Annotated in this window: 12 protein-coding genes; all 12 read left to right on the top strand. The window is 75.1% G+C overall.

Annotated features, from left to right (window positions below; all coding sequences use genetic code 11):
• Positions 1-13 precede the first annotated feature (13 nt).
• Complete coding sequence (locus tag LPU61_RS15110; protein WP_043966824.1) at positions 14-1,192, top strand: ROK family protein; 1,179 nt, start codon at positions 14-16, stop codon at positions 1,190-1,192.
• Positions 1,189-2,763, top strand: a complete 1,575-nt coding sequence (locus LPU61_RS15105; RefSeq protein WP_229405232.1) for a sugar ABC transporter ATP-binding protein — start codon at positions 1,189-1,191, stop codon at positions 2,761-2,763. Before LPU61_RS15110 ends, LPU61_RS15105 begins: the two co-directional genes overlap by 4 nt.
• Entirely contained in the window at positions 2,760-3,899 is a 1,140-nt protein-coding gene (locus LPU61_RS15100; RefSeq protein WP_043966826.1) for an ABC transporter permease, read from the top strand. The genes LPU61_RS15105 and LPU61_RS15100 overlap by 4 nt, the downstream gene beginning before the upstream one ends.
• 120 nt (positions 3,900-4,019) lie before the next feature.
• Positions 4,020-5,078 carry a substrate-binding domain-containing protein gene (locus LPU61_RS15095; RefSeq protein WP_043966827.1) on the top strand — a complete coding sequence of 353 codons (1,059 nt, stop codon included), beginning with the start codon at positions 4,020-4,022 and terminating at the stop codon, positions 5,076-5,078.
• 53 nt (positions 5,079-5,131) lie between these two features.
• Positions 5,132-6,325, top strand: a complete 1,194-nt coding sequence (locus LPU61_RS15090; RefSeq protein WP_374199680.1) for a Gfo/Idh/MocA family protein — start codon at positions 5,132-5,134, stop codon at positions 6,323-6,325.
• Positions 6,326-6,744: 419 nt separating this feature from the next.
• Positions 6,745-7,956: an inositol-3-phosphate synthase gene (locus tag LPU61_RS15085; RefSeq protein ID WP_229405230.1), complete on the top strand. Its 1,212-nt coding sequence runs from the start codon at positions 6,745-6,747 to the stop codon at positions 7,954-7,956.
• Positions 7,953-8,798: an SCO3242 family prenyltransferase gene (locus LPU61_RS15080; protein WP_043966830.1), complete on the top strand. Its 846-nt coding sequence runs from the start codon at positions 7,953-7,955 to the stop codon at positions 8,796-8,798. Before LPU61_RS15085 ends, LPU61_RS15080 begins: the two co-directional genes overlap by 4 nt.
• Positions 8,795-9,817: a sugar phosphate isomerase/epimerase gene (locus LPU61_RS15075; protein WP_082106503.1), complete on the top strand. Its 1,023-nt coding sequence runs from the start codon at positions 8,795-8,797 to the stop codon at positions 9,815-9,817. Before LPU61_RS15080 ends, LPU61_RS15075 begins: the two co-directional genes overlap by 4 nt.
• Positions 9,818-9,850: 33 nt before the next feature.
• Entirely contained in the window at positions 9,851-10,504 is a 654-nt protein-coding gene (locus tag LPU61_RS15070) for an EboA domain-containing protein (RefSeq protein WP_043966831.1), read from the top strand.
• A 2-nt stretch (positions 10,505-10,506) separates the two neighbouring features.
• Complete coding sequence (locus LPU61_RS15065) at positions 10,507-11,403, top strand: TatD family hydrolase (protein ID WP_043969239.1); 897 nt, start codon at positions 10,507-10,509, stop codon at positions 11,401-11,403.
• Positions 11,403-12,587, top strand: a complete 1,185-nt coding sequence (gene eboE, locus LPU61_RS15060; RefSeq protein ID WP_229405229.1) for a metabolite traffic protein EboE — start codon at positions 11,403-11,405, stop codon at positions 12,585-12,587. The genes LPU61_RS15065 and eboE overlap by 1 nt, the downstream gene beginning before the upstream one ends.
• Positions 12,584-13,975 (top strand): alkaline phosphatase family protein, encoded by a 1,392-nt coding sequence (locus LPU61_RS15055; protein WP_043966833.1) that lies wholly within the window; start codon positions 12,584-12,586, stop codon positions 13,973-13,975. Before eboE ends, LPU61_RS15055 begins: the two co-directional genes overlap by 4 nt.
• The last annotated feature ends 31 nt before the right edge of the window (positions 13,976-14,006 follow it).

Below are 14,006 nucleotides of genomic sequence, written 5' to 3'. Positions count from 1 at the left end.
AGGTGAGTTGCCGGTGCGAACGGTGGAGCCCCTGCACCTGCGGCTGTTGCGATTGCTCCGCGACGAGGGAGCTGTCTCCCGGGCGGAGCTGGGCGACCGGCTGGAGATGCCGCGTCCCCGGCTGCTCGCCGAGCTGGAGCGGCTGGTGGACCTCGGCTACGTCGCCGAGGCTGGCCTCGCGGCGTCGCGGGGCGGGCGCCGGTCGACCCTGGTCGAGCTCAACCCGCAGCTGCGCTTCGCGGCGGTCGACCTCGGCGCGAGCTCGATCGACGTCGAGGTGGTCAACGGGCGGCTGGAGCCGGTCGCCGCGTACGCGGAGCCGGCCGACATCCGCAACGGTCCGAAGGTGACCCTCCAGCGGGTGAACGAGCTGCTGCACAAGTTCCGGGTCGACGGGGCGTACGAGCGGCTGCACGCCGTGGGCATCGGCGTCCCCGGGCCCGTGAGCTTCCGCGACGGGGTGCCGGTCTCGCCGCCGATCATGCCCGGCTGGGACCGCTTCCCCGTCCGCGAGCTGCTGACCCGCGAGCACGGCTGCCCCGCGGTGGTCGACAACGACGTCAACATCATGGCGATCGGCGAGCGGCACGGCGGCGTCGCCCACTCGGTGGACGACTTCCTGTTCGTCAAGATCGGCACCGGTATCGGGTGCGGGATCTACCTCAGCGGCGAGGTCTACCGGGGCACCGACGGCTGCGCCGGGGACATCGGCCACATCCAGGTCGACACGCACGGGCCGACCTGCTCCTGCGGCAACGCCGGCTGCCTGGAGGCGCTGTTCAGCGGGGCCGCCCTGGCCCGCGACGCGAACGCCGCCGCGCGCAACGGCTCCTCGCCGGCCCTGGCCGAGCGACTGTCCACCCGGGGCACCGTCACGGCGGAGGACGTCGCCGAGGGCGCCATCGAGGGCGACGTGGTCTGCATCCAGCTCATCCGCGACGGCGGCCGGCGGGTCGGCGGCGTGCTGGCCGGGCTGGTCAGCTTCACCAACCCGTCGATGATCGTGATCGGTGGTGGGCTGGCCAGGCTGGGCCACATCCTGCTCGCCGAGATCCGCAGCGTGGTCTACCGCCGGTCGCTGCCGCTGGCCACCGGCAACCTGCCGGTCGTCCTGTCCGAGCTGGGCCCGCGCGCCGGGGTGGCCGGCGCCGCCGTGCTCGCCAGCGATGTGGCCTTCGGGGAGGCGTCATGAGCCAGGACGACAACGCGGCCCCGCTGGTCGAGGCCCCCGCCGACACCGTGGCCGGTGAGGTGGTGCTGCGGCTGACCGACGTGGTGAAGACCTTCCCCGGCGTACGGGCGCTGGGCGGGGTGCAGCTCGAGGTGCGGGCCGGCGAGGTGCACTGCCTGCTCGGCCAGAACGGCGCCGGCAAGTCCACCCTGATCAAGGTCCTCGCCGGGGTGCACCGCCCCGACTCGGGCCAGGTGCAGTGGCGGGGCCAGCCGGTCGAGTTCGCCAACCCGCAGGCCGCCATGCGCGCCGGCATCGCCACGATCTACCAGGAACTCGACCTCGTCGACGACCTGTCGGTCGCCGAGAACGCGTTCCTCGGCCACGAGCCGCGCCGGAGCGGTTTCATCCGCCGCGGCCACATGGCCCGCCGGACCCGCGAGATCCTGGGCCGGCTCGGCCACGGCGAGATCCCGCCGGGCCGGATGGTGCGGGCGCTGCCGGCGGCCGGCAAGCAGATCGTCAGCATGGCCCGGGCGCTCTCCCACGAGGCCCGACTGATCATCATGGACGAGCCGAGCGCGGTGCTGGCCCACGACGAGGTGGGCAACCTGTTCCGGATCATCCGTGAGCTGACCGCGCAGGGCATCGCCGTCATCTACATCTCCCACCGCATGGAGGAGATCCGCGAGATCGGCGACCGGGTGACCGTACTCAAGGACGGCCGGACCACGGCGGCGAACCTGCCGGCGCGCGACACCCCGACCAGCGAGCTGGTCGCGAAGATGACCGGCCGCAACATCGAGTACGTCTTCCCGGACCGTCCCGCCGACACCGGCGCCGGCGCGGAACTGCTCCAGGTCGACGGGCTGACCCGGGCCGGGGAGTTCGCCGACGTGTCGCTGCGCGTGCGGGCCGGCGAGATCGTCGGCATCGCGGGGCTGGTCGGCTCCGGCCGCTCCGAGCTGATGGAGACCATCTACGGCGCCCGCCGCGCGGACGCCGGCACGGTCCGGATGGGCGGGCACGCGCTGCGCCCGGGCAGCGTCGGCGCGGCGGTACGGGCCGGCATGGGGATGGCCCCCGAGGAGCGCAAGAGCCAGGCGCTGCTGCTCGGCGAGCCGATCTTCCGCAACGTCACGCTGGCCACGTTCGGCCGGTTCGCCCGCCTCGGCTTCACCGACGCCGGGCGGGAACGGGCCGAGGCGGAGGGGGTCGCCGACTCCCTGGAGCTGCGCCCCCGCGACGTGCGCCGGCCGGTGCGCACCCTCTCCGGCGGCAACCAGCAGAAGGTCGTGGTCGGGCGCTGGCTGCTCGGCGGCACGAAGCTGCTGCTGCTCGACGAGCCCACCCGCGGCGTCGACGTCGGCGCCCGGGCGGAGCTGTACCAGGTGATCCGGGGGCTGGCCGCCCAGGGCGTCGGGGTGCTGCTGGTCTCCAGCGAGGTGCCCGAGGTGCTCGGCCTGGCCGATCGGGTGCTGGTGATGCGCGAGGGCCGGATGGTGCGCGAGGCGCCCGCCGGTGAACTGGACGAAGACACGGTGCTCGACCTCGTCATGGCGGGGTCGCTGATGGAAGGCGCACCAGCATGACCGATAGCACACCCACCGCCACACCGGAGCGGCCGGCGGAGCTGCCGGCCCAGTCCCCGCCCGTGGACCCCGCCGCGACGGCGGCGGCCGCCAAGAGCCCCGGTCACCACGGGGCCGCCCCGGCCGCCGGCCGGCTCTCCTTCTGGCGCGGCGACAGCGGCGAGGGCGCCCGGCGCAACCTCGGCCTGATCGGCGTCCTCGTCGTGCTGGTCGTGATCGGCATCGCCACCCGCCCCGACCTGTACGGCAACTCGAGCTGGGTGTGGGACAACATCCTCACCATCCTCAAGCTCGCGTCCGTGGTCGGCGTGGTCACCGTCGGCATGACGTTCGTGATCATCGGCGGCGGGATCGACCTGTCGGTCGGCGCGATCGTGGCGCTGGCCGGGGTGTGGGCCACCACGCTGGCCACCCAGAGCTACGGCGCGGGCGGCATGATCTTCACGGCGCTCGCCGTCGGGCTGGGCGTCGGCCTGGTCAACGGCCTGCTCGTGTCGTACGGGAAGCTGGTGCCGTTCATCGCCACCCTGGCCATGATGGTGGCCGCCCGGGGCCTGGCCGCGGAGATCTCCGACAAGCAGACCCAGGTGTCGGGCAACAGTGTGATCAACGGGATCGCCAGCACCAGCCCGCTCGGCATCCCCCTGCTGGTCTACATCCTCGCCGCCGTGGTGATCGCCGGCTGGGTGCTGCTCAACCGGACGACGTTCGGCCGGCGCACCGTCGCCGTCGGAGGCAACCCGGAGGCGGCCCGGCTCGCCGGCATCAACGTGCGGCGGCACACCGTGCTGCTCTACGCGCTGTCCGGCCTCTGCTGCGGCATCGCCGCGATCATGCTGACCGCGCAGGCCAACTCCGCCCAGGCGGCGATGGCGAACCTCTACGAGCTGGACGCGATCGCCGCCGCGATCATCGGCGGCACGCTGCTCAGCGGCGGGCGGGGGACCATCGTCGGCTCCCTGCTCGGGGTGATCATCTTCTCCACCATCACCAACCTCTTCGCCATCAACGGCCTCTCCACCGAGGCCCAGAACATGGTCAAGGGCGGGATCATCGTGGCCGCCGTCCTGATCCAGCAGTTCCAGTTCCGCAGCTTCACCCAGTTCCTCGGCCGCAACCGCCTCACCACCACCTGATCCACCCGCACCACCACCCGAGGCACCACACCGCCCAGCACATCCGGCGACCGTCGCACCGACGGTGGCTCGGCGCACCACACCCTTCTTCCGCCCACCACCCTCTTCCAGGAGGTCGTCATGACCCAGCACAGTCGGGACCTGTCCCGTCGGCGGCTGCTGTTCGGCGGGGCCGCGCTCGGCGCGGGCGCGCTGCTCACCGCGTGCACCAGCAACGAGGCGGCGCCCACGGCGGCGCAGACCAAGGTGGCCGAGGCCGCCGCCGGCGGCAACAGCACCCCGGGCAAGCAGGTGACCATCGGCTTCTCCGCCCCGGCCGCCGACCACGGCTGGATCGCCGCCATCACCAACAACGCCAAGGCGCAGGCCGGCGCGTACTCCGACGTGAAGTTCACGTCGGTCGAGGCCGGCGCGGACGCGGCGGCCCAGCGCGCGGCGCTGTCCACCCTGGTCGCCCAGAAGCCGGACGTCATCGTGCTGCTGCCGCACGACGGCAAGGAGCTCAACGCCTTCGGCCTGGAGGCCATGAAGGCCGGCATCCCGGTGGTCAACCTGGACCGGGCCTTCCCGGACGCCCGGGCCTACCGGCTCCAGATCAAGGGCGACAACTACGGCATGGGGGTGGCCGCGGCCACCTTCATCATCGACCAGCTCAAGGCCAAGGGCGTCAGCAACCCGATCATCGGCGAGATCCCCGGCATCGACTCGCTGGAGCTGACCCAGGAGCGCTCGAAGGGCTTCGCGGACACGCTCGCCGCGAGCGGCTTCAAGGTGGCCAACCGGCGTCCGGCGGAGTTCACGGCGGACTCCGGCCAGCAGGCCGCCACCGGCCTGTTCCAGGCGCTGCCGAAGATCGACGCGATCTGGAACCACGACGACGACCAGGGCATCGGGGTGCTCGCCGCCGTCAACCAGGCCAACCGCAAGGAATTCTTCATGGTCGGCGGCGCCGGCTCGAAGAAGGCGATGGAGGACATCCAGGCCGACAACACGGTCCTGAAGGCCACCGTCACCTACAGCCCGTCGATGGCGTCCTCCGCGATCTCGCTCGCCCGGCTCATCGGCCAGGGCAAGGGCATGTCCGACCTGGTGGAGCTCCAGGTGCCCAAGGAGATCGTGCTGGCTTCCGAGACGATCACCAAGGAGAACGCGAGCAACTACCTCAAGCTCGGGTTCTGACACACGGGGGGAGACCCACCTTGTCCACTCACCACAGTCAACTGCGGGTCGGCATGGTCGGCTACGCGTTCATGGGCGCCGCGCACTCACAGGCGTGGCGCACCGTGAACCGGGTGTACGACCTGCCGGCGCAGGTGCGGATGGCGCTGGTCTGCGGCCGGGACACCGGAAAGGTGGCCGAGGCCGCCGACCGGCTCGGCTGGGAGGCGCACACCACGGATTGGCGTCGCCTCGTCGAGTCCGACGAGATCGACGTGGTCGACATCTGCACACCGGGGGACAGCCACGCCGAGATCGCGCTGGCCGCGCTGGCCGCCGGCAAGCACGTGCTCTGCGAGAAGCCGCTGGCCAACACGGTCGCCGAGGCCCGCGAGATGGCCGCCGCGGCGGTCGCCGCGCAGGCGGCGGGGGTCCGGTCCATGTGCGGCTTCACCTACCGCCGGGTCCCGGCGGTCACCCTGATGCGTCAGATGGTCGCCGAGGGAAGACTGGGCACCATCCGCCACGTCCGGGCGGCGTACCTCCAGGACTGGATCGTCGACCCGCAGTTCCCGCTGGTCTGGCGGTTGCAGAAGGACAAGGCGGGCTCCGGCGCGCTGGGTGACATCGGTGCGCACATCATCGACATGACCCAGTACGTCACGGGCCAGCGGATCACCGGGGTCAGCGCGATCACCGAGACGTTCGTCAAGCAGCGTCCGTTGCCGGCGGAGTACAGCGGCCTGGCCGCGCAGGCCGCCGGCAACGGGGTGGCCGACGGGCAGGGCCCGGACATGGGACCGGTCACCGTGGACGACGCGGCGGTCTTCGTGGCCCGGCTCGACGACGGCGCGCTGGCCACGTACGAGGCGAGCCGCTTCGCCACCGGTCGCAAGAACGCGCTGCGGGTGGAGATCAACGGCTCGCTGGGCACCCTGGTCTTCGACCTGGAACGCCTCAACGAGCTGGAGTTCTACGACGCGACGCGACCCGCCGCCGAGCAGGGCTTCACCCGCATCCTGGTGACGGAGGCCGAGCACCCGTACATGTCGGCGTGGTGGCCGCCGGGCCACATCATCGGCTACGAGCACAGCTTCACCCACCAGGCGCGCGATCTCGTGGAGGCGATCGCCACCGGCGTCGACCCCGCGCCGTCGTTCGTCGACGGGTTGCAGGTCCAGCTCGTGCTGGACGCGGTGACCCGCTCGGCGGAGCTGGGCTCCACGTGGACCCACGTGGAGCCGGCGTTGGAGGCGGTCGCCGCCTGACCGGACGGCGGTGCGGCCCCGTGCCGCACCGCCCGACCAGAGGCTTTCCGGACCGGCCGGCGAGGGACCCGCCGCGGTTGCGCCCCGCGGCGGGGTCGGGGTCGGCTCCGGAAGGCGTGCGACGGCGGGCATCCGCCCGGCGCGCACGACAGCACGACGGCACCTCCGGTGCGGCCGGACCGGGATTCCCCGGTCGCGCCGGAGGGCCGGGCACCACGCACCATGCACTGCGGGGGAGACAGGGACGGGACGCCGACCGACCCTGCCTGCCAGCCTCGTCCGCCGCCCGATCCGGCGAACCCACCCGGCACCGTTGTCGCCGCTTTCGGCGCCGGACGTGGGGAGTCGGGTCGGGCGGCCGGGCGGGGCGCATAATATCGACGTTGATCTATGCTGGAGCCACTGGCGGAAGGAGCACCATGCGTACGGGTGTCTGGCTGGTGGGGGCGCGCGGCTCGGTCGCGACCACCAGCATCGTCGGGGCGCTCGCCCTGCGGGCCGGGTTGACCGGCCCGACCGGCTGCGTCACCGAGCTGTCCGAGCTGCGGGGCCCTGCGTGGCCCTCGTTCGCCGACCTCGTGTTCGGCGGTCACGACGTGGCCGCCACCCCGCTGGCCAAGCGGGCCGAGGCCCTGGCCGACGCCGGGGTCGTCCCGGCCCGACTGGTCGCCGCGCTCGGCGAGGAACTGGCCGCCGTCGACGACGACGTGCGCCCCGCCCCGGTGGACGGGACCCAGGCCGACCGAGCCGCCGCCGTCGTCGCCGACCTCGCCGCGTTCCGCGAGCGGCACGGGCTGGACCGGGTGGTGGTGGTCAACGTCTCGGCCACCGAGCCGGCCGCCCGCCCGCACCCCGCGCACGCCGACCCCGACGCCCTCGCCGCCGCGCTCGCCGCCGGCGAGGAGGTGCTGCCGCCCAGCTCGCTGTACGCGTACGCGGCGTTCACCGCCGGCTGCCCCTACGTGGACTTCACCCCGTCGACCGGGGCCCGGCTGCCGGCCCTCGCGGCGCTGGCCGCCCGGCACGCCGTGCCGTACGCGGGGCACGACGGCAAGACCGGGGAGACCCTGCTCAAGTCGGTGCTCGCCCCGATGTTCGCGATGCGGCACCTCGCGGTGCGCTCCTGGTCCGGCACGAACCTGCTCGGCGGTGGCGACGGCGCGACCCTGGCCCAGCCGGAGGCCAACGCCGCCAAGGTCGCCAGCAAGCAGCGCGTCCTCGGCGAGATCCTCGGGTACGTCCCGCAGGGCGACACCCGCATCGACTACGTCGAGGAGCTGGGCGACTTCAAGACCGCCTGGGATCTGATCACCTTCGCCGGCTTCCTCGGTACCGGCATGCGGCTGGAGTTCACCTGGCACGGCTGCGACTCCGCGCTGGCCGCCCCGCTCGTGCTCGACCTGGCCCGGATCACCGCCGCCGCGCACGCCGCCGGCCGGCACGGGCCCCTGACCGACCTCGCGTTCTTCTTCAAGGACCCGCTCGGCCCCGCCGACTCCGTGCCGGAGGCGGGTGCGATCGCCGACCGGACCCCCAGCCACGCGCTGGGCGAGCAGTGGGCCCGACTGGCCGCGTTCGCCGCAGACCTGCACGCCGGGGCCGGCACACCGCCGGCCGGCGGTGCCGCGTGAGCACCCTCGCCGACTTGGCCGAGCTGGTCCGCGCCCCGGCCGGGCTCTCCGTGCCGGGCGACGTGCTGGCCGGCGCGGCGGCGGCCGGCGCGCTCGGTCGGCGTACGCCCGGCCTGGCCGCCGCGTCGGTGCTGCTGTACTGGGCCGGCATGGCCGCCAACGACTGGGCCGACCGGGGGCTCGACGCGGTCGAGCGCCCGGAGCGCCCCATCCCCAGCGGCCGGGTCAGTCCGCCCGCCGCGCTCGGTGTCGCCGCCGGCCTCACCGCCGCCGGGGTGGCCCTGGCCGCCGCGGCGGGCGGCCGGCGCGCCGCCGCCGTCGCCGTGCCGCTGGCCGCCGCCGTCTGGGCGTACGACCTGGCGGCCAAGAACACCGCCGCCGGCCCCGCCGTCATGGCGGCCTGCCGGGGGCTGGACGTGCTGCTCGGCGCGACCGGCGGCCGGCTGTCCCGGGCCGTGCCGGCGGCGGCCACCGTCGCCGCGCACACCTGGACGGTCACCGCCCTGTCCCGCCGCGAGGTCGGCGGGACCGACCGGGCCCTGCCCGGCGCGACCCTCGCCGGCACGGCCCTCGTCGCGGCGGCCGCCGTGGGCCCCCGGCCCGCCGCCGCCCCGGCGGCGCTCGCCGCCGGCTACCTCGCCCGCTACGGCGGGGCGCAGGTCCGGGTGCTCGCCGACGGTTCGGCCGGCCGGGTCCGGGCCGCCGTCGGCGCGGGCATCACCGGGCTGCCCGCGTTGCAGGGCGCGCTGACCGCCCGGGCCGGCGCGGGGCTGCTCGGCCTCGCGGTCGCCGCCGCCGCGCCGCTGGGCCGGCTGCTGGCCCGGAAGGTGTCCCCGACGTGACCGCCGAACTGCCGGCCGGCCCCGCCGCCGACCGACCCGCCGCCGACCGACCCGCCCCCGCCGACCGTCCCGCCGTCCCGGCCGGGCCCGGCTCGCTGCGGTTCGGCTACGGCACGAACGGCTTCGCCAACCACCGGCTCGACGACGCGCTCGCCGTCATCGCCGACCTCGGCTACCGGGGGGTGGCGCTCACCCTCGACCACGACCACCTCGACCCGTTCGCCCCCGACCTGGCCCGCCGCACGGCCGCCGTGGCCCGCCGCCTCGACGCGCTCGGGCTCGCCGTGGTGGTCGAGACGGGGGCCCGGTTCCTGCTCGACCCGTGGCACAAGCACGCGCCGACCCTGCTGCACGACGACCCGGCCCGCCGCGTCGAGTTCCTCCGCCGGGCCGTCGCCGTCGGCGCCGACCTGGGCGCCGAGGCGGTCTCCTTCTGGGCCGGGGTGCGCCCCGCCGACGTCGCGCCGGCCGTCGCCTGGGACCGCCTCGTGGCTGGCTGCGCCACCGTCTGCGCGGCGGCCGACGCCGCCGGGGTGCGGCTCGGCTTCGAGCCGGAGCCCGGGATGCTCGTCGAGGACATCGCCGACTGGCGGCGGCTGCACGACGCCCTGGGCCGCCCGGCGGCGTTCGGCCTCACCCTCGACATCGGACACTGCCGCTGCCTGGAGCCGGTCGACGTGCCCGACTGCGTCCGGTCCGTCGGCGCGCACCTGGTCAACGTGCAGATCGACGACATGCGCCGGGGCGTGCACGAGCACCTGGAGTTCGGCACCGGCGAGATCGACTTCCCGCCGGTGCTCGCCGCGCTCGCCGAGGTCGGCTACGCCGGGCTGGTCGCCGTGGAGTTGCCCCGGCACTCGCACGCCGCCCCGCAGGTGGCCGCCCGGTCGCTCGACTTCCTGCGCGCCGCCGCCGAGCGCGCCGTCGCCGCCGAGCATGCGGTCGCCGCCGAGCGCGCCGTCGCGAGCCGTGCCGCCGCCGCGCCCGGCACACCGTCCGACCACCCCGGCGGCGGCTGAGCACGTCCGCACCAGCTCGGAAGGGAGACCGGGATGACACCCGAACGACTACGCGCCGCCCTGCGGGGCGTACCGGACCCGGAGTGGCTGGACGCGGCGATCGAGCGCGTCGCGGCCGAACCGGCGACGGTCCCGCGGTTCTTCGCCGCCGCCGCCCGCCGCTGCGGCCGGGACCCGCTGCCCGACGCCCCCGGCTGGACGGCCGACGAGGCGGCGCGGGCGCTGCTGCTGGCGGCGCTGCCCGCCGACCACGCCGGCCACGCCGCCGACGTCTACCGGCACGGCGACGCCGCCGAGAAGCGGGCCGTGCTGCGGGCCCTGCCGCTGCTGCCGATCGGCGCGGAGTGCGAGCCGCTGCTGCACGACGCGATCCGCACCAACGACACCCGGCTGATCGCCGCCGCCCTCGGCCCGTACTCCCGGCACCTCGACGCGGACGCCTGGCGGCACGCCGTGCTCAAGTGCGTCTTCACCGGCGTGCCGCTGGCCGTGGTGCACGACCTCGACGCCCGCGCCGACGCCGGGCTGGCCGCCATGCTGGGCGGGTTCGCCGTCGAGCGACGCGCCGCCGGCCGGGACGTGCCGGCCGACGCCGCCGCCCTGCTCGACCGGCTCACCGCCACCGCGAGCCCCGCCGCGAGCCCGGTCGCGGACCCCGCCGTACCGTCCGACGCCCGGAAGGCGTGACCATGCGCATCTTCGACCCGCACATCCACATGACCTCCCGCACCACGGACGACTACGAGCGGATGGCCGCCGCCGGGGTCCGGGCGGTGGTCGAGCCGGCGTTCTGGCTGGGCCAGCCGCGCACCAGCCCGGACAGCTTCGCCGACTACTTCGACTCGATCATCGGGTGGGAGCCGTTCCGGGCCTCGCAGTTCGGCGTCCGGCACCACGCCACCATCGCGCTGAACCCAAAGGAGGCCAACGACCCCCGCTGCCGGCCGGTGCTCGACCTGCTGCCCCGCTACCTGGAGAAGGACGGCGTGGTGGCGGTCGGCGAGATCGGGTACGACTCGATGACGCCCGCCGAGGACGAGGCGTTCGCCGCCCAGCTCGCCCTGGCCGTCGCGCACGACCTGCCGGCCATGGTGCACACCCCGCACCGGGACAAGGCCCGGGGCGTGGAGCGCAGCCTCGCGGTGGTCGCCGAGTCCGGCATCGACCCGGGCCGGGTGGTGCTCGACCACCTCAACGAGGTGACCGCCGGCCTGGTCCGGGACTCCGGCTGCTGGCTGGGCTTCTCGATCTATCCCGACACCAAGATGTCGCCGCCGAGGATGGTGGAGCTGCTGCGGCTGTACGGCACCGAGCGGATGCTGGTCAACTCGGCCGCGGACTGGGGCCGGTCCGACCCGCTGCTGACCCGGGCCACGGGCGAGGCGATGCTGCTGGCCGGGTTCACCGCCGACGACGTCGACCGGGTGCTGTGGCGCAACCCGGTCGAGTTCTACGCCCAGTCCGGCCGGCTCGACCTGACCGGCGTCGATGACGCCGACGCCCCGGGCGGGGCCGGCGGGCAGCCGGGGGCGGGCGGCGCCGGCGGCACGTTCGCCGGCAACTCGATCCTGCGCGGCGGCAGCTGATGCGACTGCGCCACGGCGGCGGCGAGACCGTGCACCTCGGCTACTGCACCAACGTGCACCCGGCCGAGGACCTCGCCGGCATCCTCGCCCAACTGGACACCTACGCCGTGCCGGTGCGCCGTGCCCTCGACTCCGACCGCCTCGGGCTGGGGCTGTGGCTGGCCGCACCGGTGGCCGCCGCGCTCGCCGCCGACGAGGGCCTGCGCCGCCGGCTGCGCGCCGAGCTGACCGCGCGTGGGCTGGAGGTGGTGACGCTCAACGGCTTCCCGTACGCGGCGTTCCAGGCCCCGGTGGTCAAGCACGCCGTCTACCACCCGGACTGGACGACGCCCGAGCGGCTCGCGTACACCCTGGACCTGGCCCGGGTGCTGGCCGACCTGCTGCCCGACGACGCGGCCCGGGGCTCGGTCTCCACCTTGCCGCTGGCCTGGCGCACCCCGTGGGACGCCGACCGGGCCGACGCGGCGCGGCGGCGGCTCGACGCCCTGGCCGCCGGGCTGGCCGGCATCGAGCGCGACACCGGCCGCACGGTGCGGGTCGGCTTCGAGCCGGAGCCGGGCTGCGTGGTGGAGTCCACCGGCCAGGCCGCCGCCCTGCTCGCCGGCACCGACCCGGCGCGGCTCGGCGTCTGCCTGGACCTGGCCCACCTGGCCTGCGCGTGGGAGGAGCCGGCCGCCGCCCTGGGCCGGCTCGCCGCCGCCGGGCTGCCGGTGGTGAAGGTGCAGGTGTCCGCCGCGATCGAGGCCCCGGCCGGCGCGGTGCAGGCGCTGCGCCCGTGGGTGGAGCCGCGCTTCCTGCACCAGACCCGCGCGGCCGGCTGCGGCCACGCCGCCGACCCGGCCGACCAGGCGTACGCCGCCGACGACCTCGACGCGGCCCTGGCCGCGGCGTTGCCCGGCGCGTGGCGGGTGCACTACCACGTGCCGCTGCACGCCCCGCCCGAGCCGCCGCTGACCGCGACCGTGCCGGTGCTGCGCGCCGCGCTGGCCGCGCTGTTCGCCGGCCCGGTCGCCGGGTGCGACCACCTCGACGTCGAGACGTACACCTGGGGGGTGCTGCCGGCGGCGCGGCGGCCCCGCGACGCGGCCGAGCTGGCCGCCGGGATCGCCGCCGAACTGGCCTTCGCCCGCGACGAGCTGGTCGCCGTGGGTCTCACATCACTTGGGACGGGGGTGCTGCGGTGAGCAAGCGACTGGTGGTGCTGGACGTGGTGGGCCTGACCCCACGCCTGCTGGCCCACATGCCCCGGCTGCGGTCGGTGGCCGACGGCGGCTTCACCGCCCCGCTCGGCACGGTGCTGCCGGCGGTCACCTGCGCGGTGCAGTCCACGTTCCTCACCGGCGAGCCGCCGGCCGGGCACGGCATCGTCGGCAACGGCTGGTACTTCCGGGAGCTGGGCGAGGTGCTGCTCTGGCGGCAGCACAACGCCCTGGTCGGCGGGGAGAAGCTGTGGCAGGCCGCCCGGAAGGTCGAGCCGGGCTACACGGTGGCCAACGTGTGCTGGTGGTACGCCATGGGCGCGGACGTGGACTGGACGGTCACCCCCCGCCCGGTCTACTACGCCGACGGCCGCAAGGAGCCCGACTGCTACACCGACCCGCCCGAGCTGCACGACGCGCTGACCGCGAAGCTGGGCACGTTCCCGCTGTTCACGTACTGGGGGCCGGGGGCCGGGCTGCCGTCGTCGGCGTGGATCTGCCGGGCGGCCGAGCAGATCCTCGCCGACCACGCCCCCGACCTGACCCTCGTCTACGTCCCGCACCTCGACTACGACCTGCAACGGTTCGGGCCGTCCTCGCCGCAGGCCGCCGCCGCGGCGGCGGAGCTGGACAAGGTGCTCGGCCCGCTGATCGACGCCGCCCGCGCCAAGGGCGCCACGGTGGTGGCCCTGTCCGAGTACGGCATCACCGACGTGGCCTGCCCGGTGGACGTCAACCGGCTGCTGCGCGCCGAGGGGCTGCTGCGGGTCTACACCCAGGACGGCATGGAGTACCTGGACCCGTGGACGTCGCGGGCGTTCGCCGTGGCCGACCACCAGATCGCCCACGTGTACGTCCGCGACCCGGCCGACGTGCCGGCGGTGGCGAAGCTCTGCGCGGGGCTGCCCGGGGTGGCCGAGGTGCTCGACGCCGACGGCCAGGCCGCGTACGGCCTGGCGCACCCGCGCAGCGGCGAGCTGGTGCTGGTGGCCGAGCCGGACGCCTGGTTCACGTACTACTACTGGCTCGACGACGCCCGCGCCCCCGACTTCGCCCGGCTCGTGGAGATCCACCGCAAGCCCGGGTACGACCCCGCCGAGTTGTTCTTCGACCCGGCCGCCCCGGGCGCGGCGAAGCGCCGGGCCGCGACCGCGCTGGCCCGTAAGAAGTTGGGTATGCGGTATCTGATGAGCGTGGTGGGGCTGGACGCCGGTGCGCGGGCGGTGCGCGGGTCGCACGGCCGGCTGCCGGCCGACCCGGCCGACGGTCCGGTGCTGCTCTGCTCCGACCCCGGCCCGGCCCGCGACGCGGTGGCGGCGACCGAGGTGAAGGCGCTGCTGCTGGAGCTGGCCGGCCTGACCCGTCACGGGTGAACCGGCCTCGCCACTGAACAGGGAGACACAA

Origin of the sequence: Micromonospora sp. NBRC 110038 (assembly GCF_020884815.1) — a bacterium.
Lineage (GTDB): Bacteria > Actinomycetota > Actinomycetes > Mycobacteriales > Micromonosporaceae > Micromonospora > Micromonospora haikouensis.
This window is presented reverse-complemented; position numbering and strand designations above follow the sequence as displayed.

Bases quoted from the DNA above. Each gene is read 5' to 3' on its own strand.
- LPU61_RS15105 (WP_229405232.1), top strand. From the start codon at position 1,189: ATGAGCCAGGACGACAACGCGGCCCCGCTGGTCGAGGCCCCCGCCGAC.
- LPU61_RS15100 (WP_043966826.1), top strand. From the start codon at position 2,760: ATGACCGATAGCACACCCACCGCCACACCGGAGCGGCCGGCGGAGCTG.
- LPU61_RS15095 (WP_043966827.1), top strand. From the start codon at position 4,020: ATGACCCAGCACAGTCGGGACCTGTCCCGTCGGCGGCTGCTGTTCGGC.
- LPU61_RS15090 (WP_374199680.1), top strand. From the start codon at position 5,132: ATGGTCGGCTACGCGTTCATGGGCGCCGCGCACTCACAGGCGTGGCGC.
- LPU61_RS15085 (WP_229405230.1), top strand. From the start codon at position 6,745: ATGCGTACGGGTGTCTGGCTGGTGGGGGCGCGCGGCTCGGTCGCGACC.
- LPU61_RS15070 (WP_043966831.1), top strand. From the start codon at position 9,851: ATGACACCCGAACGACTACGCGCCGCCCTGCGGGGCGTACCGGACCCG.
- LPU61_RS15065 (WP_043969239.1), top strand. From the start codon at position 10,507: ATGCGCATCTTCGACCCGCACATCCACATGACCTCCCGCACCACGGAC.
- eboE (WP_229405229.1), top strand. From the start codon at position 11,403: ATGCGACTGCGCCACGGCGGCGGCGAGACCGTGCACCTCGGCTACTGC.